Source organism: Parasphingopyxis algicola, assembly GCF_013378075.1.
Lineage (GTDB): Bacteria > Pseudomonadota > Alphaproteobacteria > Sphingomonadales > Sphingomonadaceae > Parasphingopyxis > Parasphingopyxis algicola.
Genome location: NZ_CP051131.1, coordinates 1,788,836 through 1,814,049, shown reverse-complemented (window position 1 = coordinate 1,814,049; position 25,214 = coordinate 1,788,836). Strand labels below are relative to the sequence as shown.

The following is a 25,214-nucleotide window of genomic DNA, read 5'->3' as shown; positions in this document are numbered from 1 at the left end:
TGAAGCGCCAAACCCGCTAAAAGCCGGTTGATGCTGACCGGCCTTTCCATTCGCGATGTGGTGCTGATCGAGGCGCTCGATCTTCCGTTTTCCGACGGACTCGGCGCGCTGACCGGCGAAACCGGCGCGGGCAAGTCGATCCTGCTCGACGCGCTCGGCCTGGCGCTCGGCGTGCGGGCGGACAGTGGACTCGTCCGCCAGGGTGCGGAGCGGGCCGTGGTCAGCGCCACTTTCGATATCCCGCCCAGCCATCCGGTCGGCGCGCTGCTGACCGAGAGCGGGCTCGATGCCGAACCGGGCGAGCCGCTGATCGTCCGCAGGATCGTCAAGGCGGATGGCGGGAGCCGGGCCAGCGTCAACGACCAGCCGGTGTCCGCCGCGCTGCTGCGCGAAATCGGCGGGCTGCTCGTCGAGATTCACGGCCAGCACGACGATCGCGGCCTGCTCGACGCCAAGGGTCATCGGGCGCTGCTCGACACGTTCGGCAATATCGATCTGAAGCCACTCGCGACGGCCTGGGGCGAATGGCGCGCCGCGGAAGAGACACTCGCGGAAGCGCGCACGGAGGTCGAGGAGGCGGAGCGCGACCGGGACTTTCTCGATCATGCCGTCGCCGAACTGCGCCAGCTGGCGCCGCAGCCCGGCGAGGAAGCCGAACTCGCCGAAGCGCGCGCGACGATGCAGAAGGGCGACCGTATCTCCGGCGACCTTGCCGAGATTACCGAACTGCTCGACGGTTCGGACGGCGGTCTCGCCAAGCTGCGCCAGGCCGCGCGCCGCGCGGATCGCATTGCCGGTGAACATGAATTGCTGACCGAGGCGCTCGCCGCGCTCGACCGGGCGCTGATCGAAGCCGATCTCGCCGAGGAGAAGCTGGCCGAGGCCGGACATATCCTCGCTTTCGATCCGGCGCGGCTCGACGAGGCGGAAACCCGGCTGTTCGATATCCGCGCCCTCGCCCGCAAGCATCGGGTCGAACCGGACGATCTGCCCGGGCTGGCCGACGAGATGGCGGCGAAGCTCGAGCGGATCGAAGCCGGCGGCGCGCACCTGGCGGCGCTCGAAGCCGATGTCGGAGCGAAGCGGGACGCCTATGCCGCAGCAGCCAAAGCCGTGCATGCGAAGCGGACAAAGGCGGCCAAGGCGCTCGACAAGGCGGTCGCCGCCGAACTCGCCCCGCTCAAACTCGATGCCGCGCAATTCCGGACCGCGGTCGAAACGCTCGACGAAGCGCAATGGACGGCGGACGGGCAGGACCGGGTGGCGTTTGAAATCTCGACCAACCCCGGTGCGCCGTTCGGCCCGCTCGCCAAGATCGCAAGCGGAGGTGAGCTTTCCCGTTTCATCCTCGCGCTCAAGGTCGCGCTGGCCGAACAGGGCGGCGCGGCGACGATGATCTTCGACGAGATCGACCGCGGGGTCGGCGGCGCGGTGGCGAGCGCGATCGGCGAACGGCTCGCGCGGCTGGCCGAAGGCGCGCAACTGCTCGTCGTTACGCACAGCCCGCAAGTCGCCGCGCGCGCGGGCCATCAATGGCAGATCGCGAAAAGCTCGGATGGCCTCGTTACGCGCACCGGCGTGCAGCAGCTCGACGCGGCCGAACGCCGCGAGGAAATCGCCCGGATGCTGTCGGGCGCCGAAATTACGGACGAGGCACGCGCGCAGGCGGAGCGGCTGCTGGAAAACGCCTGAACGCTTGTGCCGTAACGATCCCCTGATAGGGTGACGCATCATGACACAGACCCGCCGCGATATGCTCAAACTGGCCGCTTCGATGGCTGCCGTATCGGCCATTGGCGGCGCAGGACGGGCCGAGGGGAATAGCGAAATGTATGGACTGATCGGACAGATGACCGCGACGCCGGGCAATCGCGCCGAGCTGATCGCGATACTGGAACGCGGGACGCGCGATATGCCGGGCAATATCGCCTATGTGATCGCCGAGGATCGCGCCGACGAGAATGCGCTCTGGATCACCGAAATCTGGGACAGCCAGGAAAGCCACGCAGCCTCGCTCGAATTGCCGGGCGTCCAGGCGGCGATCGCCGAAGGCCGGCCGATGATCGCCGGCATGGGCCACCGGTTCGAAACGACCCCGGTGGCCGGCGTCTGAGGCGAAAATTGCCTGTCCTATTCGCGGTATCGCTGGCATCATGCCGCGCCATGGTCGCGATCCTGTCGAAAATCGAAAAAAGCGAGCTTTTCCGCGCGCGTGAAGGTGCGACTTCTTGTGACATCTCGGATGGCGGACGGCGATGAGCGGCGGCGAAATCTCCGAGGCAGACGCCGCCAACGAGCTGATGCGGCTGGCGAAGCAGATCGCCGAGCATAACAAGCTCTACCATGTCGAGGATTCGCCGGAAATCTCGGACGCGGATTATGACGCGCTGGTCCGCCGCAATGCGCAGCTGGAGGCGCAATTCCCGCATCTCGTCCGCGAGGACAGCCCGTCGAAGCAGGTCGGCGCGGCCATCGCCCATTCGCCGCTCTCCAAGGTGCAGCATGCGCAGCGGCTCTATTCGCTCGATAACGGGTTCTCGGACGAGGATATCGCCGAATGGGTGACGCGCGTCAGGCGCTATCTGAACCTGGCCGAAGACGATCCCGTCGCGATGACGGCGGAGGACAAGATCGACGGGCTCTCGCTGTCGATCCGCTACGACGATCGCAGGCTCGTTCTCGCGGCGACGCGCGGCGACGGGCAGACGGGCGAGGACGTGACCGCCAATGCGCGGACGATCGCCGATATTCCCGATACACTGCCGGCCGGCGCGCCCGATATCTTCGAGATGCGCGGCGAGGTGTACATGTCGAAACAGGCCTTTGCCGACCTCAACGCGCGGCAGGAGGAGGCGGGCGATAAGATCTATGCGAACCCGCGCAACGCCGCCGCCGGGTCGCTGCGCCAGCTCGATCCGGCGATCACCGAAAGCCGCAACCTCAATTTCCTTGCGCATGGCTGGGGCGTCGCGAGCGATGTGCCGGGCGAGACGCAGATGGCGGTGATGGATGCCTTGCGCGACTGGGACATCCCGGTGTCCGATCATCTCGAGCGGCTGGAAACGTTCGAGGCGATGCTCGGCCAGTATCGGGAAATCGAACGGCTGCGCGCCGAAATGCCCTATGATATCGACGGCGTCGTCTACAAGGTCGACCGGCTCGACTGGCAGGCGCGATTGGGGTTCGTCGCCAAGGCGCCGCGCTGGGCGCTGGCACACAAATTCCCGGCCGAACGCGCCGAAACGACGCTCGAGGCGATCGACATCCAGGTCGGGCGAACGGGCAAGCTGACGCCGGTCGGGCGGCTGACGCCGGTGACGGTCGGCGGGGTCGTCGTCTCCAACGTCACCCTGCACAATCGCGACGAGATCGACCGGCTCGGCGTGCGCCCCGGCGACCGGGTGGTCGTCCAGCGGGCGGGGGACGTCATTCCGCAGGTCGTCGAAAATCTGACGCGCGACGAAAAACGCGATCCGTACGCCTTTCCGGACGCATGCCCGCGCTGCGGTTCCGAAGCCGTGGCGGCGGAAGGCGAGGTCGATGTCCGCTGCACGGGCGGCCTGATCTGTCCGGCCCAGCGCGTCCAGCGGCTCATCCATTTCGTCAGCCGGGTCGCGATGGATATCGACGGGCTCGGCGAAAAGAGCATCCGCGAATTTTTCGATCTCGGCTGGCTCGACAAGGGTCCGGCCGACATCTTCCGGCTCCACGAAAAGCGCGAGGAATTGCTGGATCGGGACGGTTGGCAGGATAAGTCGGTGGATAACCTGTTGGCGGCGATCGAGGCGGCGCGGACCCAGGGTTTCGACCGTCTGCTGTTCGGCCTTGGCATCCGCCACATCGGCGACGTTACCGCGCGCGATCTGGCCAGGACTTTCCACGATCCCGAAAGTCTCATCAAGGCCGTCGGTGAATTACAGGCGCAGCGCGACGCGCTCGAGGCGACTGTAGCGAAACTCAAGGAAAGCGAGGGGGACGAGGCAGCGGACAAGGCGCGCCGGAAAGGGCTCGGCGAAATCGCCCAGTCGCTGGCGATATCCGGCATCGGTCCCACCGTGATCGAGGCGCTGACCGACTTCTTCCACGAACCGCACAATCGCAAGGCGTGGGACGACCTGCTCGGCGAGGTCTCGCCGCCGCGCTTCGAGGTCGAGGTGCAGGAGAGCCCGATGTCGGGAAAGACGGTCGTCTTCACCGGCAAGCTCGAAACGATGAGCCGCGACGAGGCCAAGGCGCAGGCCGAACGGCTGGGCGCCAAGGCCGCGGGATCGGTCAGCGCGAAGACCGATCTGGTTGTCGCGGGGCCGGGCGCGGGCTCCAAACTCAAAAAGGCGGCCGAACTCGGCATCGAGGTCATCGACGAAGCCGGCTGGGCGGAGATCGTCGCGGCGGCGGGGTGACGGAGATCGGCGGGCTGCTCGGAAACAGCGAAAAATCCTGTCCTACAGGCACCGGGTTATGGCAATTATGGCGTATGGCCCCTTTCGATCACCCGACCTCTCCCACCACTTGCGCAAAGCCGCCCGCGCCGTCGTCTTCTTCCCGCCGGGAAGGAGCCGGGATCAACCCCGGCGCGTGTCAACCAGTGTCAACCGGCCGGGGTCTCGAACCAGCGCATCACGCTGAAATTGAACGGCGTCCAGGCGCCGATCCGGACGCCCGCATTGCGCAGGATTGCGCCCGTCCATTCGTTGCAGGTGCGGAACGCCGTGTAGCGGCCATGGGCCTCGTAGAAGATATCGGCGGGGCCATAGCCTGGCACCGGTTGGGAAGCGCCGGCTTCGTCGAGCGCGAACTGGGCGCGGATGGCCGATGCGATATGCCGGTATTGGCTGGGCGTAATCCGGACCGGGCGGAGATCGTCGGCTGCGGCAGGAGCGGCGATATGGTCGACATGGACGAGGCTCGCATCGCTGCCGAACAGCGCCGCGATGGCCGTGGACGGGCGCAGATCGCCCCAGGTCGGGGTTTCGAGATAGAAGGTGCGGTCGCCCCAGCCGAACAGCAGATGATCGCTCGCATAGCGGCGGTCGCCGAGATGGTCGGGGCGGACGAGGTCGCTCCAGTCGGCGAGCGCGTTGCGGCGCGGCAGCACGATGCCGGTATGGACGCCATTGTCGTGGATGTAGATCGTGATGCCGGTATCGGGTTCGCGCCAGTCGGCATTCGCCGGAATCAGCGATCCGCCGATCCCCGCCAGCACATAGCCGACAACGAGGAGGACGAAGCCGGCAAGGACGTAACGGATGCCGCGAAAAAGCGCTTTCACCGTCTTTCCCCGATAACTTTGACCTCGATCATTCGTTCTTTCCGCCCTTTCCTGCTATATCACGGCACATGACTGAAGATACGCATGTTTTGGACCGCCCGCCCGAGGGCGCGGCGCCGGATTGGACGATACCGCAGGAATGGGACCGCTATTCGGCCGAAGATCATGAAACCTGGGACATTTTATTCAAACGCCAGGTCGAGCAGCTGCCCGGCCGGGCGAGCAAGGCCTTTCTCGACGGCATCGACGTGCTCAAGCTGTCGAAGCCGGGCATTCCCGATTTCGAGGAACTGTCGGAAAACCTGATGAAGGAGACCGGCTGGCAGGTCGTCGCCGTGCCCGGGCTCGTGCCCGACGATGTGTTTTTCGATCATCTCGCCAATCGCCGGTTCGTCGCGGGCAATTTCATCCGGCGGCGGGAACAGCTCGATTATCTGCAGGAACCTGATGTGTTCCACGACGTGTTCGGCCATGTGCCGATGCTGGCAAACCCGGTCTTCGGCGATTATATGGAAGCCTATGGCCGGGGCGGGCTCAGAGCGCTCGAATATGACAGTCTCGACAATCTCGCGCGGCTCTACTGGTACACGGTGGAATTCGGGCTGATCGAGGAGCCGGAAGGATTGCGCATCTACGGTTCGGGCATCGTCTCGAGCCATGGCGAGAGCGTGTTCGCGCTCGACGATCCGAGCCCGAACCGGATCGCCTTCGACATGAAGAGGGTGATGCGGACCAATTACCGGATCGACGATTTCCAGCAGGTCTATTTCGTGATTCCGAGCTTCGAGGAATTGCTGCGCCAGACCGTCGAAACCGATTTCGCCCCGCTCTACGCCGCGCTCGAAAAAGCGAGCGATTATGCCCCCGACGATATCGCCGAGGGGGACCGAGTGATCACGCGCGGGACGCAGGCCTATGCCCGCGAACGCGCCGCCGCTTCTCCAGCCTGAGGATAGACCATTCGCCGCGATTCTGCCGGTCGGCGCGGCGGAAGCGCTGGCGGCGATAGGCCGCTATGACATCCTCCGCCTGCCGGTCGAGCAGACCCGCGAGAATGAGCGTGCCGCCGGGCGAGACGGCATTGGCGAAGGGACGGGCCAGGTCGATCAGCGGTCCGGCGAGGATGTTCGCGATCAAAAGATCATAGGGCGCGCGGGCGCGCAGGCGGCGATGGACGAGCCCGGCGGCCACGACCATTTCGAGGCGGCCCGGTCCGTTGCCGATCCGGACGGTGTTGATCGCCGCATTCCGTTCGGCCACCTCGATCGCCAGCGGATCGATATCGGACGCGATTCCCCGCGCATTCGGCCAGAGCGCGAGTGCGGCAAAGGCGAGGAGGCCGGTGCCGGTCCCGATATCCGCGACATTCCGGTAGCGACGGCCCCGTGATTTCAGACCGTCGAGCACCGCCAGGCATCCCGCCGTGGTTTCGTGATGCCCGGTCCCGAACGCTTGGCCGGCATCGATCTCGAAGGTCAGCCCTCTGTCTGGCACCTCGTCGCGATGGATCGGCGTATGGACGAAGAATCGGCCCTCATGGATCGGTTCGAGGCCTTGCTGGCTGACGGCCACCCAGTCCCGATCCTCGAGTTCGACGATCTCCGGCTCGGTGCCCGCAGCGCTCGGCACGAGGTGCATAGCCATGGCTATCGTCTGCGGTTCCGGTTCGTTTTCGAAATAGATATCGAGCCGCCATTCGTCGGGCCGCGCCGCCTCGATCTCGCTCGTCATCAGCACCGGAACGGGATCCATGAGTGCGAATGGCGCGATATCCTCCTTGAGAATTTCGGCCTCCGCCCGCGTGCAGGGCAGAGTCAGTTTCCAACTATCGGACAAAGCTGGCGCCGTTGATGTCGATCACCGCGCCGGTCATCGACGGCGGTGCATCCAGCGCGCAGAAACGGATGGTTTCGGACACTTCCTCCGGCGTCGCGACGCGTCCGAGCGGGATATCGCGCAGCAACTGCTCGCCGCCGCGGCTCTCCAGATAGTCGTCCGCCATCCCGGTCATCGTGAAGCCGGGGCAGATGGCGAAGGCGAGGATGCTTTCCGCTGCATAGCCGCGCGCGATCGTCTTGGTCATCGCGACCATCCCGCCCTTCGACGCGGCATAATGCCAGTGATCGGGGCTGTCGCCGCGATAGGCGGCGCGGCTGGCGACATTGACGATCCGTCCGCCGCCCTGCTCGCGAAAATGGCGGACGGCGAGCCGGCATAACTCGGCCGCTGCGGTGAGGTTGATCCGTAGCGTCCGCTCGAAATCATCACGCCAGACCTCATCGTCCCGCTCGATCGGCGAGGCTTCGAAAATGCCCGCATTGTTGACGAGGACGTCCACCCGTCCATCGAGCAGATCCAACGCCTGGCGCCATGTGTCCCTCGCGGCGCCCGCCCGATCGAAATCGCCGGCGATCGCGATGCCCTCGTCGTGCCGGGTCGCGTGGCAGGCGAGGCGGGCGCCGGATTCACGCAGCCGTGTGGCTGCTGCCTTGCCGATGCCCCGGCGCGCGCCGGTAATCAGAATATGGGTAGGTGTCGTATCGGTCATCCGCCTTCGATAGGCGGACCGAACGCCGAGTGAAAGCTCCTAGCCGTCCGCCATGCGGCGCACGAATTCGCCGGTCGCTCCCGTCAGTTTCTGGAGATGGCCGTCGACCTCGCGGAAGCCGTCGGACACGCGGCTGATATCGGACGACACGCTTTCGCTGTCCTCGCGGATCGCGGCGATCGTTCCCGACATCGAATCCGCGGCGAGCGCCGTTTCGTCGACCGCCGCAGTGATCGTCGTCACGGTTTGCGCCTGTTGCTCCATCGCCTGGCGGATTCGCGTCGCCGATGCCTGAACGTCGTTTACGGTCGTGCGGATCGACTCATTCGTCTCGACCGTCTGGGCGGTCGCCGACTGGATCGCGGCAATCTTGTTGGCGATATCGTCGGTCGCCTGCGCCGTCTGGTTGGCGAGCGTCTTCACCTCCTGGGCGACGACGGCGAAGCCGCGGCCGGCATCGCCGGCGCGCGCCGCCTCGATCGTCGCGTTGAGCGCCAGCAGGTTGGTCTGGCCGGCCACGTCGCGGATCAGGCCGAGAATGGATTCGATCGAGTCGGTATGTTCGGACAGTGCCTCGCTGACGCGAACGGCCTCCTGCGCCTGTTCGGATGCACGGGTCGCGACCTCGGCCGAGGTCTCCACCTCGCTACGCGCCTCTTCGATGGCGCGGATGAGGCCGGCTGCAGTCTGTGCCGCCTCGCGCATCGCGATGGCCGACTGCTCGGCCGCGGCCGCGACTTCGGACGCCTTGCCGAGCATGCCCTGCACCGATTGCGACGCATCGTTGGTGTTCTCGATCACGGACAGGCTGTCCTCGGTGGCGTCCTGCACCGTCTTTTCGATCATCTCGCGGAACATCTGCGTGCTTTCCTGGCGTTTCTCATCTTCCTGCTTGAAGAGATATTCGTTGATGAACGAGGCTTTGATTTCGACTTCGAGTGCCGCGAACACGACGAGCGCCTTGTTCAGCGCGAGAAACCGGTCGGGATCTTCCCCGGTGGCGTCGCGGAGCAGCGCCAGTATGGATTGATTGGAATAGGCCAGGGTCGCAAAGAGCTGCATCGGCGAGATGCCGGATTCGAGGATGCGCTCCGCATTTTTGCGGGCGATTTCAACCCAGCGTTCCTCGTCCGGATTGTGGAGCTTTTCGGTCGTGTATTCGGTGGCGAAATCGATCGCTTTTTCAAGCTGTTCGGCGTTGAGCGCCTTAAGCGACGGGTTGAGCTCAATAAAGCGCTGCCAGAATTTCTCGGCGAGCGCGCGCTCATGCCCTTTCAGGATCGCCCCGATTTCCTTGATCGTGGATATCAGCGTCCCGTCATGATCGAATACGGCAATATGATCCCTGATGCTCATTACTGTGTCTCGCCCGCTGTAAATTCGCGGTTCGCATCCTTAAATGCGATTGGTTAAGAGCCCGTTAGCCTATGGGGTCATGCCCAAAAGGGCTGGTTGCATGGAAGTGCGGTTCGTCTAAGAGGAACGCGCAACAGGGAAAGCGATAGAGACCACCATGTCAAGCAATCAATCTCGGCCGTTGTCGCCGCATCTCATGCACTGGAAATGGGGGCCGCATATGCTGGTCTCGATCCTGCACCGGATTACGGGAGTCGGGCTGGCGATCGTCGGCGGGCTGCTGTTTGCCGGATGGCTTCTGGCCGCGGCGAGCGGGGAAGCGACCTATGCCTGGTTCATGGATTTGCTGACCGTGGAAAGCGGCGCGATCAACATCGTCGGCGCGATCTTCGGCATCGGTCTGACATGGGCGTTTTTCACGCATCTCTTCAACGGCCTGCGGCATTTCGTTCTGGATACGGGAGCCGGTTACGAGCTGCAGACCAATCGCCGCTGGTCGATCACTGTCGTAGCCGGCGCGATCGTCGCGACGATCCTTCTCTGGGGATGGCTGCTCTGGCCCGCGCTCGTCGCTCTCACGGCAGGAGAAGGCTGATGGGTTCCGGCACAGGTCTCGGCCGGGTCCGCGGGCTCGGTTCCGCCAAGCAGGGCGCGCATCACTGGTGGATGCAGCGGCTGACGGCGGCCGGCAATGTCCTGCTCGTCAGCTGGTTCTTCATTTCGCTCGTCCGGCTGCCCGATCTCAGCCACGCCGTGGTCACCGACTGGTTGTCCGCGCCTCTCGTCGCCGTTGCGACGATATTGCTGGCGGCCAATATGTTTTGGCATCTGCGTCTCGGATTGCAGGTGACCGTTGAAGACTATGTCCATAACGAGGCGTCGAAACTCGGCTTGATCGTGCTTATCAATTTCTTTGCGGTGGGTGCCGGCGCCATCGCCATATTCTCCATCGCCAAAATCGCTTTCGGGGGCGCCGCATAATGGCCGACGCGTACAAGATTATAGATCACACCTATGACACGGTCGTCGTCGGCGCCGGTGGCTCCGGTCTCCGGGCGACGATGGGATCGGCCGAAAAGGGCTTGCGCACCGCCTGTATAACCAAGGTTTTCCCGACCCGCTCGCATACGGTCGCCGCGCAGGGCGGCATCGCCGCCAGCCTCGGCAACAATACGCCCGATCACTGGACCTGGCACATGTACGATACGGTCAAGGGGTCGGACTGGCTCGGCGATCAGGACGCGATCGAATATCTGGCGCGCGAGGCGCCGGCCGCCGTTTACGAACTCGAACATGCCGGCGTGCCGTTCAGCCGCAATGACGACGGCACGATCTACCAGCGCCCGTTCGGCGGCCATATGCAGAATATGGGCGAAGGCCCACCGGTCCAGCGCACCTGCGCCGCCGCAGATCGCACCGGCCATGCGATGCTCCACGCGCTCTATCAGCAGAGCCTGAAATATGACGCGGACTTCTTCATCGAATATTTCGCGCTCGACCTGATCATGGAAGATGGCGAATGCCGCGGCGTCATCGCCATGTGCATGGAAGACGGATCGATCCACCGCTTCAGTTCGCAGGCGGTCGTGCTGGCGACGGGCGGTTATGGTCGTACCTTCTTCTCGGCGACCTCGGCGCATACCTGCACCGGCGATGGCAATGCCATGGTGCTGCGTGCCGGCCTGCCCCTGCAGGATATGGAATTCATCCAGTTCCACCCGACCGGTATCTACGGCGCTGGCGTGCTGATCACCGAGGGCGCGCGGGGCGAAGGCGGTTATCTGACGAACAGCGAAGGCGAGCGGTTCATGGAGCGCTATGCGCCGTCCGCCAAGGATCTCGCGTCGCGCGACGTCGTGTCACGCTCGATGGCGATGGAAATCCGCGAAGGCCGGGGCGTCGGCAAGGAAGCCGACCATATCTGGCTCCATCTCGATCATATCGACCCGAAGATTCTCGCCGAACGGCTGCCCGGGATCACCGAAACCGGTAAGATTTTCGCCGGCGTCGATCTGACGCGTCAGCCGCTGCCGGTCGTCCCGACCGTCCATTACAATATGGGCGGCATCCCGACCAATTATCATGGCGAAGTCGTGACGTTGAAGGACGGCGATCCCGATGCGGTCGTGCCCGGCCTCTTCGCGGTCGGCGAGGCGGCTTGCGTTTCGGTCCACGGCGCCAACCGTCTCGGTTCGAACAGCCTGATCGACCTCGTCGTGTTCGGCCGGGCCGCGGGCCACCGGCTGGCCGAGGTTGTCGAGCCGAACGGCAAGGGACGGCCGTTGCCCGGGGGCAGCGAGGAGATGTCGCTCGCGCGGCTCGATCATTTCCGGCACGCGGACGGTGGCGCTCCGACCGCACAAATCCGTCTCGACATGCAAAAGACGATGCAGGCGCATTGCGCCGTGTTCCGCACCGAGGAACTGATGGCCGAGGGCATCGAGAAGATCGACGCGATCTACAAGAATATGGACGATATCGCGGTGGCCGATCGCTCGCTGATCTGGAACACCGACCTGATCGAAACGCTCGAACTCGACAATCTGATCGCCCAGGCCCAGGTGTCGATCCGGTCCGCGCACAACCGCACGGAAAGCCGTGGCGCGCACATGCATGAAGACCATCCGGATCGTGACGACGCGAACTGGATGAAGCATACGATCAGCTGGTTCGAGGGCTGGGGCGGCAAGGATGGCGACGTCAAAATCGACTATCGCCCGGTGCACGATTTCACGTTGACCGACGATGTCACCTACATCGAACCCAAGGCCCGGGTGTACTAGGTTCCGGTTCCACGACCAAGGCACCCGAGGTTTGAAGCGATTTGGTTCAGGACAAGGAGGCAGAGCGAAGGAATATGATGATATTGCAAGCGCTGCCGACGCAGGCCTGGGCCAAATCGGTCAAATCCCGCCGCGGGCGCCTTGGTCGTGGAGCCGGAACCTAATGGCTTGGCCGGCCTGGATCATTTCCGCGCTGGCCCATCCGCAGGTCCGGCGCGCGGGTATCGAAGCCGCAACCAAGGCGGGAAGCCTGCTGGCCGACCGCCTCGCCAAGCGCAAGGGAGAGGGCGGCACCGAGATACTTCCGCCAGAGGAGGGACAGCCATCCGATGCGGACCTGCTCCGCGAAGCGATGGAAAGCCTGCCGACGAAACAGGAACTGGCCGAGGCGATCGCCGCGCTCGATGCGCAGAGCGAAGCCCGAGTCAACCGTTTGCGCGGTACGATCATCTTGATCGCGATCGTGCAATTTGCCGCGTTCGCCATTTTGCTGGCGGTTCTGCTCTGAGCGCTGGCCGCATGTTTCCGACGGAGAAGATCATGAAAAGTTTCGCGTTTTCGGCTGTGACGGCGGCATGTCTGTCGATGGTGTCGGTTCCGGCTAACGCCCAACTCTCCCCGGCCGAACAGCAGATGACGGAAACCGTCGATGCGGAATATGAGCGGTCGATATCGCTGCTTGAACGTCTGACGAACCAGAACAGCGGAACGCGCAACATTGCCGGCAATCGGGCCGTCATGGACATGCTGCGGCCCGAATTCGAGGCGCTGGGCTTTGCCGTCGACTATATCGCGCAGGACGAAGTCGAGCGCGGCGGCCATCTTCTCGCCCGGCATCAAGGCGATCCGAACGGCACGCGTATCCTGCTGATCGCCCATACCGATACGGTGTTCGAGGTCGATTCCGAGTTCCAGACCTTCGTCCGCAACGGCGATCGGGCGACAGGGCCGGGCGTCTACGACGACAAGGGTGGGATCATCATCATCCTGGCGGCGCTCCGGGCGATGCATGCCGCCGGGACGCTGGAGGACGCCAATATCACGGTCGCGCTGACCGGCGACGAGGAAGATTTTGGCGAACCGGTCGAAATATCGCGCCGCGATCTGGTCGCCGCCGGGCAATGGGCGGATGTCGCACTCGGTTTCGAAAGTCTGTCGATCCAGGATGGGCGCGATATGGGCGTGATCGCGCGCCGGTCTTCCAACGCCTGGACGGTGCAGACGAGCGGCAACGAGGGGCACAGTTCGGGCATTTTCAGCGAAGGGGCGGGCGATGGGGCCGCTTTCGAGCTGGCCCGCATCATCCATCGGTTCCGCACCGAACTTCCCGAGCCGAGCCTTACCTTCAATGTCGGGCTGATGGCCGCCGGGACGACCGCGAGCTTCGCCGAAGACCTGCTCAGCGTGGAAGCCACGGGCAAAACCAACATCATCCCTCCGGTCGCGATGGCGCGCGGCGACTTTCGTACCTTGACGCAGGAACAGACGGACCGGGTGCGCGAGCGGATGGAGGCCATCGTTGCCGATCATGCGCCCGGCACATCGGCCAGCATCTCCTTCGACGAGGGCTATCCGCCCATGGCGCCCACCGACGGCAACCGGGCGCTGCTCGACCGGCTCAATGCCGTCAATCGCGATCTGGGCCTCGACGAGCAGCCGGTCCTCGATCCGCTGCGACGCGGCGCGGCCGACATCTCCTTCGTCGCGCCGTACGCGGACGCCCTGGCAGGCATGGGCCCGTCCGGCGAGCGCGCCCATGCCCCGGGCGAGACGATCCATCTCGACAGCATCCCGCGCCAGGCACGGCGCGCGGCGATCCTGATTTCGCGGCTGGCGGCCGAACCCCGCTCATAGCGGCCGGCTTGACTCCCCGGGAACAGGGCAACACTCTTCCCGCTTGTTTCTGCCGGAGAACGCCACTGCCAAAGTCGCGAACTCGTCGATTTACGGAGTGCGCCGTCCCGCTGTTGGCGCTGGTTTTCGCCATTGCGGCGTTGCCGGTGGCGGCACAATCGGACGGCGTCGTCAGCCATACCCGTCCGCTGCCCTCCTTTCTGTCGCGGGTCCAGCCGCACGAGGCGGTGCTCGGAGCCAATGCGGGGACCGAGATCGAATATGATATCGGCGCGCGGGCCGCGCTCGACGATCATCTGCGCCTGTCCCGTGCGCTGGATGATATCGCCGCGCACCGCCCCGGCACCGTCGACGCCTATGTCCTCTCCATCGCGCTCGACAGCGATCCGGTGTTCGGACGCGAGGCGCGCGAGGCGGCACATGTTCTTGCCCGGCGCTATGACGCCGAAGGCCGGACGATCGTTCTCGCCGCGCCCGACGGCAATGGCGATGACAGCCTGCCGCGTGGATCCTTCACCTCGCTGTCGATCGCGCTTGCCAGGATCGCCGAGGTCATGGACCCGGCGGAGGATGTTCTGATCCTCTACGCGACGAGCCACGGCCTCCCGGCCGGCATCGTCTATTATTATGGCGATCAGGGTTACGGGACCATGTCGGCGCTGCGCCTGTCGACATTGTTGGGCGAGTTGCGGATCGCCAACCGGCTGCTGATCGTGAACGCCTGTTTTGCCGGCACATTCGTCCCGGCACTGTCTTCGCCGACCAGCGTCGTGATCACTGCCGCCGCCGCCGACCGCACGTCCTTCGGTTGCGCGGCAACCAATGACTGGACCTATTTCGGCGACGCCTTCATCAACCGGGCGCTGCGGCGCCCCCAGCCGCTCGGCGAAGCTTTCGAGCAGGCCGAGACGAAAGTCGCGCAATGGGAAGCCGAGATCGGCATGACGCCGTCCGAACCGCAGATCCGGATCGGCATGCAGGCCGGTCGCTGGCTCGACGCGCTGGAAGGGCGGATGCCGCAGGTCGCGACGCGGCCCGTCGGCCGCCCGGCGACGGGCGACACGCGGCCGGCGAGCCGATAGGCGTCAGCGCCGGCGCAGATTGTCCCGGTTGAGCTGGGCGACCGATGTCACGCCCATCAGTTTCATGTCGCGTTCGATCTCCGCGCGCAGATTGGCCAGCGCCCGTTCCACCCCGGCCTGTCCGGCCGCGGCCAGCGCATACAGGTAGAGCCGCCCGCCCGAACAGGCCTTGGCGCCGACGCTGAGCGCCTTCAGCACATGGCTGCCGCGCCGGATCCCGCCGTCGCATATCACGTCGATCCGGTCGCCGACCGCGTCGACGATTTCGGCGAGCTGGTCGAAGGGCGCGCGGCCGCCGTCGAGCTGCCGCCCGCCATGGTTGGACACCATGATCGCGGTCGCGCCGATATCGGCGGCGCGCTTGGCGTCGTCGACCGACATGATCCCCTTGAGGCAGAATTCGCCGCCCCAATCGGCCCGGATTTCCTCGGCCATCTTCCAGTCGAGCGACTGATCGAGCATCGTCGAGAAATAGTCGCCGATCGAGAGCGCGATATTGCTGCCCTCGCCGATATGGTCCTTGAGATTCGGAAGCTCGAATTTTTCGCGAAGGAGGTAATTGAGCCCCCAGGCCGGTTTGGCGGCATAGCTCAGAAAGGAGCGCGGCGTGATGCGGGGCGGGGAGGTGAAACCGGTGCGCAAGCAGCGTTCGCGGTTACCGCCGACGATCGTGTCGACCGTCAGAGTCAGCGCGTCGAACTTCGCCGCCTTGCATTGCTCGACCATCGCCCGGTTCAGCCCCTTGTCCTTGTGGATGTAGAGCTGAAACATTTTGGGGCAGTCATAGTCCGCGCCGATTTCCGCGATCCCGACTGTGGCGAGAGAGGAAATGCCGAAATAGGTGCCGAATTTCTCGGCGGCCCGGGCCACCGCGCGTTCGCCCTGCCAGTGGAACAGGCGCTGGAGCGCAGTCGGCGAGAGGAAGAGCGGCATCGATATGGTGCGGCCCATGACGGTCGTCGTCATGTCGATATCCCGTACGCCGGCCAGGACGCTGGGTACCAGATCGCAATCCTCGAAGGACGCCGTGTTGCGGCGAAGTGTTGCTTCGTCATCGGCGCCGCCGTCGATATAATGGAAGACCGGGCCGGGGAGGCGCCGTTTCGCCAGTCGGCGGAAATCCTCGCTGTTGTGGCAATCGTTCAACCGCATGGCGGCCCCGTCTAGCCCAAGGGCCGGGCCTTGCCCACCGCGTGATTTGGCGAGACGCGGTTATCGGCGTTACAAAGGCGCATAACGGGTGCACTCATCGGGAGGGGGATGTGGCAAAATCCGTTCAGCCGCTTGAAATTCCGGACGTAGCCAGGGAACGGCTTCGTATCCTGTTCATCGCCAAGCATGCGCTTTGGGGCGGTGGTATGCATCCCGAAGACGGCAATCACGCAATCTATCATCACGAAGTGCGCAGGGCGCTCGAAGAGCTCAACCTCAATCTGCGTCTCGCCAACAGCTTTGATGCGCTGTTCGAGCGTCCGGACGCGGATTTCGTCTTTCCGCTGCTCAATCGCGGCGGTTTCGTCAATTCGGAGATGTTAATCCCGCTGCTGTGCAACATGCATCGTATCCCCTATGTCGGTGCCGGACCATTTGTCAGAGGGCTCGGCGACGACAAAGCCCAGTCGAAGACGGTCTGCGCGCAGATCGGTGTGCCGACCGCGCCCTGGGTTTGCTATCGGCGCGGTGCACCGGTCGACGAAGCCGAGTGCCCGCCCGCCGAACGCTGGGTTATCAAGCCCAACGCGTCCTCTGCATCATGGGGGATAGGCGACGCGTTCGACTGGGCCGGTGTCGAACATGCAGTCGCCGATATTCACAATCAGGGGCACGATGCCATCGTCGAGCCCTATCTCGACGGCTATGACGTGCAGGTCGCCTTCATCAGCATTGACGAGCCCATGATGCTCCCGATGCTGATTTACGAGCGCGAGGATCCGAGCCGCCTCTGGACTTATTACGAGAAGCGCGATCTGATCTCCAACAACGAAAAGAGCAGCCTCCAGCGATTCGACGATCCGGAATTCGGGCCGGCCGTCGCCGAGATGGCGATGCGGGTGGCCAAGGCATTCCGCCCCTTCGACTATGGCCGGATCGAATTCCGCCTCGATCGCACAAGCGGCGACATCAACTTCATCGAGATCAATCTCAACTGCAATCTCTGGTCGGAAAAGGTCATGGCCAAGGCGGCCGAGGCGGCCGGGTTCAGCCATGCCCAGCTGCTCGAGACAATCCTCGCCGACAGCCTTGCGCGTAACGGCTTCATCGTGCTCTGACGCCGCGATCGCGATCCGGTTTTCTATCGGGCGGCGCTGGTCGAATGGGTTGGCGCGGCGTAAGGGCCTCGGCTAACAAAGTCGAAAAAGGGTCGCATCGCATGTCCGCTACCATCGAACCGCTCCTCATCCCCCAAGAGGCCAAGGAGCGGCTGCGCATCATGTTCATCGCGAAACATGCGCTATGGGATGGGGGGCTGCATCCCGAAGACGGCAACCACGCGCTTTACCATCACGAGACGCGCACGATCCTCGAGGAGATCGGTCTCAATCTCACGCTCGCCAACAGTTTCGATGCCTTGCTGACGCGCCCGGACGTCGATTTCGTCTTTCCACTGCTCAATCGCGCCGGCTTCGTCAATTCCGAGATGCTGGGGCCATTGCTCTGCAACATGCACCGCATCCCCTATCTCGGCGCGAGCCCGATCATCCGCGGCCTTTCCGACGACAAGCATCTGTCGAAGCTGGTCGCGGTGCGCGCGGGCGTGCCGACCTCGCCCTGGGCGGTCTACCGCCGCGGTGCACCGGTCGACGAGGCCGATTGTCCCGAGGGCGACCGGCTGGTGGTCAAACCCAACGCGTCGTCGGCGTCCTGGGGTGTGCAGGACGCGACCGACTGGGACGGTGTCGCGCACGCGGTCGCCGATATCCACAATCAGGGCCATGACGCGATCGTCGAACCGTTTTTGAACGGTAGCGATGTCGAGGTACCCGTCATCACGACCGGCGATCCGGTCGTGCTGCCGATGCTGGTCTTCCAGCAGGCGGACCCGACCCATCTGCGTACCTATTACGAGAAGCGCGACCTTGTGGGCCGTGCGCACAAATATTCGCTCGATCCGTTCGACGATGCCGAATGGGTGCCGAAGATCGTCGAACTGACGACCAAGCTGTTCCGGGAATTCCGGCCCTTCGACTATGGCCGGTTCGAGTTCCGGCTGGATCGCGAAAGCGGCGAGGTGCAGTTCCTCGAGGTCAATCTCAACTGCAATCTCTGGTCCGAAAAAGTGTTCGGACGGGCGGCCAAACTTGCGGGCCTGACCCAGGCCGAACTGATCGAAACGATCCTGGCGGACAGCCTCCGGCGCAATGGGCTTATCGGCCACTGAGCCATTAAGCCGCGGTTCACGCACCCCCTCCCAAAGCTGGCGACGAAGCGTTGTATTTCATCGGCGAGTTGAGTGGAGGGTGTGATGAGCGAGACTTCGACGGACCGGTCGCCCGGATTCAAGCTGGCCTTGGTCTTGCTGGTGGCATTTCTGCTTTCGATCCCGCTCTTCGCCATCTGGCTGCTCGTCTACGATCGCGAACAGCAATCGCAGACGGCGCTGGCATCGATCGCCGAGGGCTGGGGCGGGCCGCAGGTCCTGTCCGGGCCGCAACTGGTCATTCCCTATCGCGCTGAAACCAGCGAAACCACGCAGGAAAACGGCCGGGCGGTAACGCGAACCCGCATGGTCTGGCGGGAACTGGCGCTGGCGCCCGAAACTTTCGAGCTGGAGACGGAGCTTGCGCCCGAACGCCGGGCGCGGTCGATCTACGAGGCGGTCGTCTATCGCGCCACCGCATCGGGGCAGGTGCGTTTCACGTTGCCCGGCGATCTTGCGCGGCTGGGCGTGGAGCGCGCGTCGCTGGCGTTGGACCGGGCGGAGTTGCGGTTCGGCCTGTCGGACATGCGCGGTATCCAGGAGGCCGATATCCGCTTCAACGGTGATGATGTCGATCTGCGATCGGGCGGCGGCAACGGTCCCGGCTTTTCGGCGTTCGTCGACGCCTCGGCGCTCGCCGATGCGAGCATTCCCGCCTCTTTTGCGCTGGCCTTCCGGGGCAATCAGCGCCTGTCGCTGCAGCCGCTGGCCGGCGAAACCGAATGGACGGTGTGGTCGAGCTGGCCGCACCCATCCTTCCAGGGCGGCTTCCTGCCGGACGAATCCGAAGTGACGGATGACGGCTTCAGCGCGACCTATCGGATAACGAACCTGGCGCTCGGCCGCTCCCTGGTGGCGACCGGCGACGCGGCGGGCCAGCCGGATCCCAACATGCATATGAGTATGGGGCGCTTCGCGTACGACGTGCCGCCCGGCGAATATGAAACCCGGGTCAGCCTGATCCTGCCGGTCGACCTTTATTCGCAGGTCGATCGTTCGGTGAAATACGGGTTCCTGATCATCGGCTTCACCTTTCTCGCCTATCTGATGTTCGATGTCATCGCGGGCGTGCGGGTGTCGACGGTCGAATATCTGCTGGTCGGCGCCGCACTCGTCCTCTTCTTCGTGCTGCTGCTGGCCTTTGCCGAACTGATCGGTTTCGGCTGGGCCTTTATCGTCGCCGCGGCCGCCATCGTCGGGCTCAATACCAGCTATTCGGCCGCCGTGCTCAAAAGCTGGCGGCGCGCGGCCTATATCGGCGGATTGCTGGCCGGGCTCTATGCGGTGATGTTCATCCTGCTCAGCCTCGAGACCTTCTCGCTGCTGATCGGTTCGCTGCTGCTGTTCGTCGCCCTGGCGGCGATCATGTACGCGACGCGTAACATCGATTGGGGCAAATCGGGAGCGCCGCAAGCCTGAAGCCGGACGGATTCTGCGGCCCTCTCGCAAAAATGAGGTGCGCTACCCCTTCCGCAGTGCGGCATGACGCGCTATCTCGCTGCCAAACGGGAAGGAAATCGAAGAGCCATGGCCGAATTCACGCTTCCGAAGAACAGCAAGGTCCGCAAGAACGGCAAGGTCCACACATCGGACGGCGACCGGACCAAGACCTTCAAAGTCTATCGCTACGACCCGGATAGCGGCGAGAATCCGCGCTATGACCGTTTCGAGATCGATCTCGATGAGTGCGGCCCGATGGTGCTCGACGCGCTTATCAAGATGAAGGGCGAACAGGACAGTTCGCTGACCTTCCGCCGCTCGTGCCGCGAAGGCATTTGCGGGTCCTGCTCGATGAATATCGACGGTTCGAACGGCCTCGCCTGCACGACGGCGATCGAGGATTGCGCCAAGAAGGAAATCACGATCACGCCGCTGCCGCATATGGACGTGATCAAGGATCTCGTGCCCGATTTCACGCATTTCTACGCGCAATACGCCTCGATCCAGCCCTGGCTGAAGACCGAGACGCCCGAGCCGTCCGGCAAGGAGCGGCTGCAATCGCCCGAGGACCGCGCCAAGCTCGACGGCCTGTACGAATGCATCCTGTGCGCCTGCTGCTCGACGAGCTGCCCCAGCTATTGGTGGAACAGCGACAAGTTTCTCGGCCCCGCGATCCTGCTCCAGGCCTATCGCTGGCTGGCGGACAGCCGGGACGAGCATACCGGCGAGCGGCTCGATCAGCTCGAGGACCCGTTCCGCCTCTATCGCTGCCATACGATCATGAACTGCGCCAATGTCTGCCCCAAGGGGCTCTCGCCGGCGCGCGCGATCGCCGAAACCAAGAAGATGATGCTCGAACGCTCGGTTTGAGCGGGGCCACCTCCTTGTCCGATTCCCAATTTCGCCACGAGCCCGATCCCGACGACCCGGACTGGATGATTTGGGAAATCAGGGATCCGGAGCGATTCAACGCGCTGCTGGGCAAGTTCCGCGTGCGCCGGGAAACCGAGAATCTTGCGCGATGCCGGATGTGGCCGCAACCGATCCATAGCAACCTGTCGGATGTCGTCCATGGCGGTGTCGTCATGAGTTTTATCGACATTTCGATGTTCGCCGGGTCGCGCATGCTCGGGATCGAACATGCGGGCCGATCGGTGACTCTCGACCTGACCTGTCAGTTCATGGCGCCGGGCGCGATCGACAAGCCGCTCGACGCCGAGGTCGAGATTTTGCGCGAGACAGGACGCCTCGTCTTCCTGCGCGGGCTGGTCGTGCAGGATGCGGTCAAGGTCGCGGCCTTTTCGGGAACGATCCGCAAGGCCAGCCCGCCCCGATGACGGCGCTCGCCGCGCGCTACGAGGCGCTGGTCGAAGCCGGGGAGCTTCGGCCCGATAGCGACCAGAAGCGTGCGGTCGACAGACTTGTCCGGCTCAGCGAGCAACTCGAGGCCGCGCCGCGCCGCGGCAGTGTGATCTGGCGAGCGCTCGGCAAGAAGCCGGAGGCGGTGCGCGGGGTCTATCTTTGGGGCGGGGTCGGGCGCGGCAAATCCATGTTGATGGACCTGTTCTTCGCCTGTCTCGACACGCCGTCGAAACGCCGAATCCATTTTCACGAGTTCATGCTCGATATTCACGACCGGTTGCGGGCCGAACGGGCGAAGGAGAAGGGCGATCCCGTCCTCCCGGTCGCCGACGCAATCCGGGACGAGGCTCGATTGCTCGCGCTCGACGAGATGGTGGTCAACAATACCGCCGATGCCGCTATCCTGTCGCGGCTGTTCACCGCGCTGCTGGCCAAGGGCGTCACGGTCGTGACGACGTCGAACCGCCCGCCTGCCGATCTCTACAAGCACGGTCAGAACCGCGAGCTGTTCCTGCCCTTTATCGATCTGATCGAGGAGCGGCTCGCAATCGTCCCGCTCAACGGGCCGACCGATTACCGCCTCGAGCGGCTGGGCGGGATGCCGACCTGGTATGTGCCCAATGGTGAGGAGGCGACCGCCAAATTGCGCGAGGCCTTTTTCCGCCTCACCGACTATTCGCCGGACGATGCCGAGCACGTCCCGAGCGAGGACATCGCGGTTGCAGGCGGCCGTTCGCTGCACGTTCCCAAATCGCTGAAAGGTGTAGCGGTATTCTCGTTCAAACGGTTGTGCGGCGACGCGCGGGGCGCGGCCGATTATCTCGCCATCGCGCGCAAATATCACACCGTTATCATCGTCGGCATTCCCAGGATGGGGCCGGAAAAGCGCAACGAGGCGACGCGCTTCAAGGTCCTGATCGATGCGCTGTACGAATATAAGGTGAAACTGCTCGCTGCGGCCGATGCGGAGCCCGCCGGACTGTACCAGGCCGGCGACGGCGCGTTCGAGTTCGAGCGGACCGCCTCACGCCTGATCGAGATGCAGTCGGACGAATATCTCTCCGCCGGACATGGCGTCGAAGCAAATGGCGGCTAGATCGCCTGCGCCAGCTCCTGCCCGCGCGCGGTGAGACCGTAGATCGGCGCGGGCGGAAAATCCTCGACGATCGCGCGCGAGACCAGGTCCTGTCCCATCATCTGTTTCAACGTCAGCGACAGCGCGCGCGGCGTTGCCGGTGCGAGTTCCGTCTTCAACTGGGTGAAGCGGCGCGCCGATCCCCGCAGTTCGTAGGCCAAGGGAAGTGTCCAGCGTTGGAATGACTGCGGGCCGAGCCCGAGCGTCGTCGAGACCGTTTCGATCTGCCGGGCGCGTTCGGCGACGGCCGCGCCCTTGGCGGTCAGCAGATATTCGGGACGCAGCGGGTGGCCATGGCCGGTATTGCGTTCGATCCAGCCCGCCGCGGTGAGATGGTCCAACGCGCTGGCGAGCGCCGATCGCGCGCAGCCGAGCCGGTTGAGCAGGACGACGAAGCGCGCCCCGCCGCCTTCGGCCGCCAGTGCGGCAAGCAACGGCAACGCCCAGCGGCGCTCTCCCAGGGTCCGGACTTCCTCAATCGCCAGCATGCGTGCTTCCATCGATATTTGACACATTATATATATAGTATAAAAACAAGACTATCAAATCGGGACTCGGGAGGAATCACATGGCCATAGCGTTTGACGGCGGATTGACGTGCAGCATGGGCGTCAGCGATCTCGGCAAGGCGATCGACTGGTATGAGGAAGTGCTTGGTTTTTCGCTGCTTTATCGGGTGGACGATATCGCCTGGGCCGAGCTTTCGACATCCGTCGAGAAGGTCAATCTCGGATTGTCGCAGGTGGAGGAGGTCAAGCAGGGCGGGGGCGTGACGCCGACTTTCGGGACGCAGAATATCGAGGCCGCCAAGGCCGATCTCGACGCGAAGAATGTCCGGCAGGACGGTCCGATCCAGACCATTCCCGACATGGTGAAGCTGCTGACCTTTTACGATCCGGACGGCAATGCGCTGATGTTCTACCAGGATATCGCCGAAACCGCCTGACCGGCAGAAGGAGGACAAGATGCGGCAGTTCAAAAGTGCGGCGTTCGCCTGTGCGTTGGTGATCGCGACCGGCCCGGTTTTTGCCCAGCAGGCCGAGGATGATTTCGCCCATTGGTTTGCCGGCGAATGGCGGGGCGCCGGCACCGTATCGGGGAATGCCAGCCGCGCCACGCTCGATGTTGCGCCGGCGCTCGGCGGACGGTTCCTCGAACTCGATTATCATTTTACCGCATTCGCGCCGGAGGGCTCGACGACGCGTTTTGCGGGGCGGGGATTTTACCGGATGGACGGCGACGAGGCCTGGACGGGCCATTGGTTCGACAGCAGCGGCGCGGTTCATGTCCTGTCGGCTGTGCTCGATGGCGAGGCCTGGATGGCGCGATGGGGCGAGAATGGCCGTTCGGAATATCACAGGATCGATGCGGACCGGCTCGAGGTCGTCGACAGTTACCGCGCGGCCGACGGCGATTGGACCGAGTTCGCGCGCATATCCTATACTCGCATCGAGGATTGAGTGCGGGGCGATCCCCGGTCAGTCGCCGGACTCCCACCTTGGCGCCAATGCTGGTAGTCGCGGTTCTCCTTTTGCGATCAGGGAGTCCGCATCATGGGCCTGGCAGCCACACGCCGTTTCGTTCTGCCGGCGATATTTGCCGCCTCCTCTGCTCTGGCCATGCCCGCCGCGGCGCAGGACCGCGACGCTGAACGCGCGCTTCTGGAGCGGATCGTCGAAATTCCGACCGTTGCCGGGCGCGGTGAGATGCCGAGGCTGATCGCGCTGCTGCGGCCCGAACTGACGGCCGCCGGATTCGACGAATTCCATGTGCAGCCGCATGGGGACACCGAGACGCTGATCGCCCGCCGAAACGCGGACCGCCCGTCGGGCGAGGGTGCGATCCTGCTCATGGCGCATATGGACGTGGTCGATGCCGATCCGGACGACTGGCAGAACCCGCCATTCGAGTTTCGCGAGGAGGAGGGCTATTATCTCGGGCGCGGCGTCGTCGACAACAAGGCCGGGCTGACGGGACTGGTGCTGGCGCTGCAAAGACTGGAGGCTTCGGATTTCGCGGCGGATCGCGACCTCATCATATTGTTCACGGGCGACGAGGAGACCTTGCAGGAGGGCGCGCGGCTGGCCGCCAGCGAGTGGCGCGAGCTGATCGATGCGGAGATCGCACTCAACAGCGACGGGGGCGGCGGAAGCGTCTTTCGCGATGGCCGGGTCGAGGGCTTTTTCGTCCAGCTCGCCGAGAAAACCTATGCCGATTTCCGCTTTCGCGTGACCAACCGGGGCGGCCACAGTTCGCGGCCGCGCGCCGACAATGCGATATACCAGCTCGCCAATGCGCTTGGCGCGGTGGAACGGCACCGCTTTCCGCACCAGCTCAACGATGCGACGCGGGCGTCCTACGAAGCGCTCGCCGAAAATGACGGCGGCTATTACGGCCAGCTGGTGCGCGCTTGGCTCGACGATCCCGACAATGACGAAAAGGCCGACCTGATCGAAGCGCTCGAGCCGGGACAGACGCGCACGCGCTGCGTCGCCACGCAGATCAGCGGCGGCCACGCGCCCAACGCCCTGCCGCAAAGCGCCGAGGCGACCGTCAACTGCCGCATCTTCCCCGGCACCCCGACCGAAGACGTCCAGGAGATATTGCAGCGGATCGCGGGCCAGCATGTCGAGGTGACGATGATGGACGGGAGCGGTGCTTGGTCCGATCCGTCGCCGATCGACGAAGAACTGTTTGCCGCCTATCGCCAGGCGGTGGCGGTCCGTTTCCCCGACGCGCCGATCATCCCCTTCATGTCCGCCGGCGCGACCGACGCGATATTCACGCGCGGCGCGGGCATCCCGACCTACGGCATCGGCGGGATCTGGACGATTCCCGGCGAACCGGTCGGCGCGCATGGCCTCGACGAGCGGATTCTGGCCGATGCCTTTCACGGCAGTATCGACATCTGGGAAGCGCTGTTGCGGGATTTCGCGGGCGCCGAATAAGCGTGAGCGGGCGACCCGA

25 protein-coding genes are annotated in these 25,214 nt (G+C 64.3%); 19 read left to right on the top strand and 6 right to left on the bottom strand.

The window, feature by feature from the left end; genetic code table 11:
- Nucleotides 1-30 precede the first annotated feature (30 nt).
- The 3 genes from recN to ligA all read left to right on the top strand — a co-directional run bounded on the left by recN (nt 31) and on the right by ligA (nt 4,400).
- Nucleotides 31-1,692, top strand: a complete 1,662-nt coding sequence (gene recN, locus HFP57_RS08955; protein WP_176869451.1) for a DNA repair protein RecN — start codon at nt 31-33, stop codon at nt 1,690-1,692.
- A 40-nt stretch (nt 1,693-1,732) separates the two neighbouring features.
- A complete protein-coding gene (locus tag HFP57_RS08950) occupies nt 1,733-2,113 on the top strand; it encodes a putative quinol monooxygenase (RefSeq protein WP_176869450.1) in 381 nt (126 codons plus the stop codon).
- 142 nt (nt 2,114-2,255) lie between these two features.
- The gene (gene ligA, locus HFP57_RS08945) at nt 2,256-4,400 is read left to right on the top strand and encodes an NAD-dependent DNA ligase LigA (RefSeq protein WP_176869449.1); all 2,145 of its coding nucleotides are present in this window, start codon (nt 2,256-2,258) and stop codon (nt 4,398-4,400) included.
- Between the two features lie 188 nt (nt 4,401-4,588).
- Here the strand turns inward: ligA and HFP57_RS08940 are convergent, their stop codons facing one another.
- Nucleotides 4,589-5,269 (bottom strand): TIGR02117 family protein, encoded by a 681-nt coding sequence (locus HFP57_RS08940; RefSeq protein WP_246263571.1) that lies wholly within the window; start codon nt 5,267-5,269, stop codon nt 4,589-4,591.
- A 68-nt stretch (nt 5,270-5,337) separates the two neighbouring features.
- Between HFP57_RS08940 and phhA the strand changes: the two genes are divergently transcribed.
- On the top strand, nt 5,338-6,219 hold the full coding sequence (gene phhA / locus HFP57_RS08935) for a phenylalanine 4-monooxygenase (RefSeq protein WP_176869448.1): 882 nt from the start codon (nt 5,338-5,340) through the stop codon (nt 6,217-6,219).
- On the opposite strand, the gene HFP57_RS08930 is transcribed toward phhA, so the two are convergent.
- From HFP57_RS08930 to HFP57_RS08920, 3 genes are read right to left on the bottom strand one after another with little or no spacing between them, the layout of a single operon-like run.
- Nucleotides 6,164-7,105, bottom strand: coding sequence for a 50S ribosomal protein L11 methyltransferase (locus tag HFP57_RS08930; RefSeq protein ID WP_246263569.1), 942 nt, complete (start codon nt 7,103-7,105; stop codon nt 6,164-6,166). The genes phhA and HFP57_RS08930 overlap by 56 nt on opposite strands.
- Complete coding sequence (locus HFP57_RS08925) at nt 7,095-7,817, bottom strand: SDR family NAD(P)-dependent oxidoreductase (RefSeq protein WP_176869447.1); 723 nt, start codon at nt 7,815-7,817, stop codon at nt 7,095-7,097. Before HFP57_RS08925 ends, HFP57_RS08930 begins: the two co-directional genes overlap by 11 nt.
- 39 nt (nt 7,818-7,856) lie before the next feature.
- Nucleotides 7,857-9,173 (bottom strand): methyl-accepting chemotaxis protein, encoded by a 1,317-nt coding sequence (locus tag HFP57_RS08920; RefSeq protein WP_176869446.1) that lies wholly within the window; start codon nt 9,171-9,173, stop codon nt 7,857-7,859.
- 157 nt (nt 9,174-9,330) lie between these two features.
- Between HFP57_RS08920 and sdhC the strand changes: the two genes are divergently transcribed.
- From sdhC to HFP57_RS08890, 6 genes are all read left to right on the top strand, one after another.
- The gene (sdhC, locus tag HFP57_RS08915) at nt 9,331-9,768 is read left to right on the top strand and encodes a succinate dehydrogenase, cytochrome b556 subunit (RefSeq protein ID WP_176869445.1); all 438 of its coding nucleotides are present in this window, start codon (nt 9,331-9,333) and stop codon (nt 9,766-9,768) included.
- Nucleotides 9,768-10,154 carry a succinate dehydrogenase, hydrophobic membrane anchor protein gene (gene sdhD, locus HFP57_RS08910; RefSeq protein ID WP_176869444.1) on the top strand — a complete coding sequence of 129 codons (387 nt, stop codon included), beginning with the start codon at nt 9,768-9,770 and terminating at the stop codon, nt 10,152-10,154. The genes sdhC and sdhD overlap by 1 nt, the downstream gene beginning before the upstream one ends.
- Nucleotides 10,154-11,956: a succinate dehydrogenase flavoprotein subunit gene (gene sdhA / locus HFP57_RS08905; RefSeq protein WP_176869443.1), complete on the top strand. Its 1,803-nt coding sequence runs from the start codon at nt 10,154-10,156 to the stop codon at nt 11,954-11,956. Before sdhD ends, sdhA begins: the two co-directional genes overlap by 1 nt.
- Nucleotides 11,957-12,119: 163 nt before the next feature.
- Nucleotides 12,120-12,464, top strand: coding sequence for a hypothetical protein (locus HFP57_RS08900; RefSeq protein ID WP_176869442.1), 345 nt, complete (start codon nt 12,120-12,122; stop codon nt 12,462-12,464).
- A gap of 32 nt (nt 12,465-12,496) precedes the next feature.
- The gene (locus tag HFP57_RS08895) at nt 12,497-13,810 is read left to right on the top strand and encodes a M20/M25/M40 family metallo-hydrolase (protein ID WP_176869441.1); all 1,314 of its coding nucleotides are present in this window, start codon (nt 12,497-12,499) and stop codon (nt 13,808-13,810) included.
- A gap of 113 nt (nt 13,811-13,923) precedes the next feature.
- Nucleotides 13,924-14,892: a C13 family peptidase gene (locus HFP57_RS08890; RefSeq protein WP_246263556.1), complete on the top strand. Its 969-nt coding sequence runs from the start codon at nt 13,924-13,926 to the stop codon at nt 14,890-14,892.
- Between the two features lie 3 nt (nt 14,893-14,895).
- Here HFP57_RS08890 and HFP57_RS08885 read toward each other — a convergent pair whose 3' ends face one another.
- Nucleotides 14,896-16,044, bottom strand: coding sequence for an alpha-hydroxy acid oxidase (locus HFP57_RS08885; protein WP_176869440.1), 1,149 nt, complete (start codon nt 16,042-16,044; stop codon nt 14,896-14,898).
- A gap of 110 nt (nt 16,045-16,154) precedes the next feature.
- On the opposite strand from HFP57_RS08885, the gene HFP57_RS08880 reads away from it, so the two are divergent.
- From HFP57_RS08880 to zapE, 6 genes are all read left to right on the top strand, one after another.
- Complete coding sequence (locus tag HFP57_RS08880; RefSeq protein WP_246263554.1) at nt 16,155-17,162, top strand: D-alanine--D-alanine ligase family protein; 1,008 nt, start codon at nt 16,155-16,157, stop codon at nt 17,160-17,162.
- Between the two features lie 101 nt (nt 17,163-17,263).
- Nucleotides 17,264-18,271: a D-alanine--D-alanine ligase family protein gene (locus HFP57_RS08875; protein WP_176869439.1), complete on the top strand. Its 1,008-nt coding sequence runs from the start codon at nt 17,264-17,266 to the stop codon at nt 18,269-18,271.
- An 84-nt stretch (nt 18,272-18,355) separates the two neighbouring features.
- Nucleotides 18,356-19,729 carry a cell envelope integrity protein CreD gene (gene creD, locus HFP57_RS08870; protein WP_176869438.1) on the top strand — a complete coding sequence of 458 codons (1,374 nt, stop codon included), beginning with the start codon at nt 18,356-18,358 and terminating at the stop codon, nt 19,727-19,729.
- Between the two features lie 108 nt (nt 19,730-19,837).
- Nucleotides 19,838-20,620, top strand: a complete 783-nt coding sequence (locus tag HFP57_RS08865; RefSeq protein ID WP_176869437.1) for a succinate dehydrogenase iron-sulfur subunit — start codon at nt 19,838-19,840, stop codon at nt 20,618-20,620.
- Between the two features lie 14 nt (nt 20,621-20,634).
- Nucleotides 20,635-21,087 (top strand): PaaI family thioesterase, encoded by a 453-nt coding sequence (locus HFP57_RS08860; RefSeq protein ID WP_246263552.1) that lies wholly within the window; start codon nt 20,635-20,637, stop codon nt 21,085-21,087.
- Nucleotides 21,084-22,208: a cell division protein ZapE gene (zapE, locus tag HFP57_RS08855; RefSeq protein ID WP_176869436.1), complete on the top strand. Its 1,125-nt coding sequence runs from the start codon at nt 21,084-21,086 to the stop codon at nt 22,206-22,208. The genes HFP57_RS08860 and zapE overlap by 4 nt, the downstream gene beginning before the upstream one ends.
- Here the strand turns inward: zapE and HFP57_RS08850 are convergent.
- Nucleotides 22,205-22,735 (bottom strand): winged helix-turn-helix transcriptional regulator, encoded by a 531-nt coding sequence (locus HFP57_RS08850; protein WP_176869435.1) that lies wholly within the window; start codon nt 22,733-22,735, stop codon nt 22,205-22,207. The two genes, zapE and HFP57_RS08850, sit on opposite strands and share 4 nt — an antisense overlap.
- A gap of 80 nt (nt 22,736-22,815) precedes the next feature.
- On the opposite strand from HFP57_RS08850, the gene HFP57_RS08845 reads away from it, so the two are divergent.
- The 3 genes from HFP57_RS08845 to HFP57_RS08835 all read left to right on the top strand — a co-directional run bounded on the left by HFP57_RS08845 (nt 22,816) and on the right by HFP57_RS08835 (nt 25,195).
- Nucleotides 22,816-23,193 (top strand): VOC family protein, encoded by a 378-nt coding sequence (locus HFP57_RS08845; protein WP_176869434.1) that lies wholly within the window; start codon nt 22,816-22,818, stop codon nt 23,191-23,193.
- Between the two features lie 19 nt (nt 23,194-23,212).
- Entirely contained in the window at nt 23,213-23,707 is a 495-nt protein-coding gene (locus HFP57_RS08840; RefSeq protein ID WP_176869433.1) for a hypothetical protein, read from the top strand.
- A gap of 93 nt (nt 23,708-23,800) precedes the next feature.
- Nucleotides 23,801-25,195: a M20/M25/M40 family metallo-hydrolase gene (locus HFP57_RS08835; protein ID WP_176869432.1), complete on the top strand. Its 1,395-nt coding sequence runs from the start codon at nt 23,801-23,803 to the stop codon at nt 25,193-25,195.
- Nucleotides 25,196-25,214: the final 19 nt, after the last annotated feature.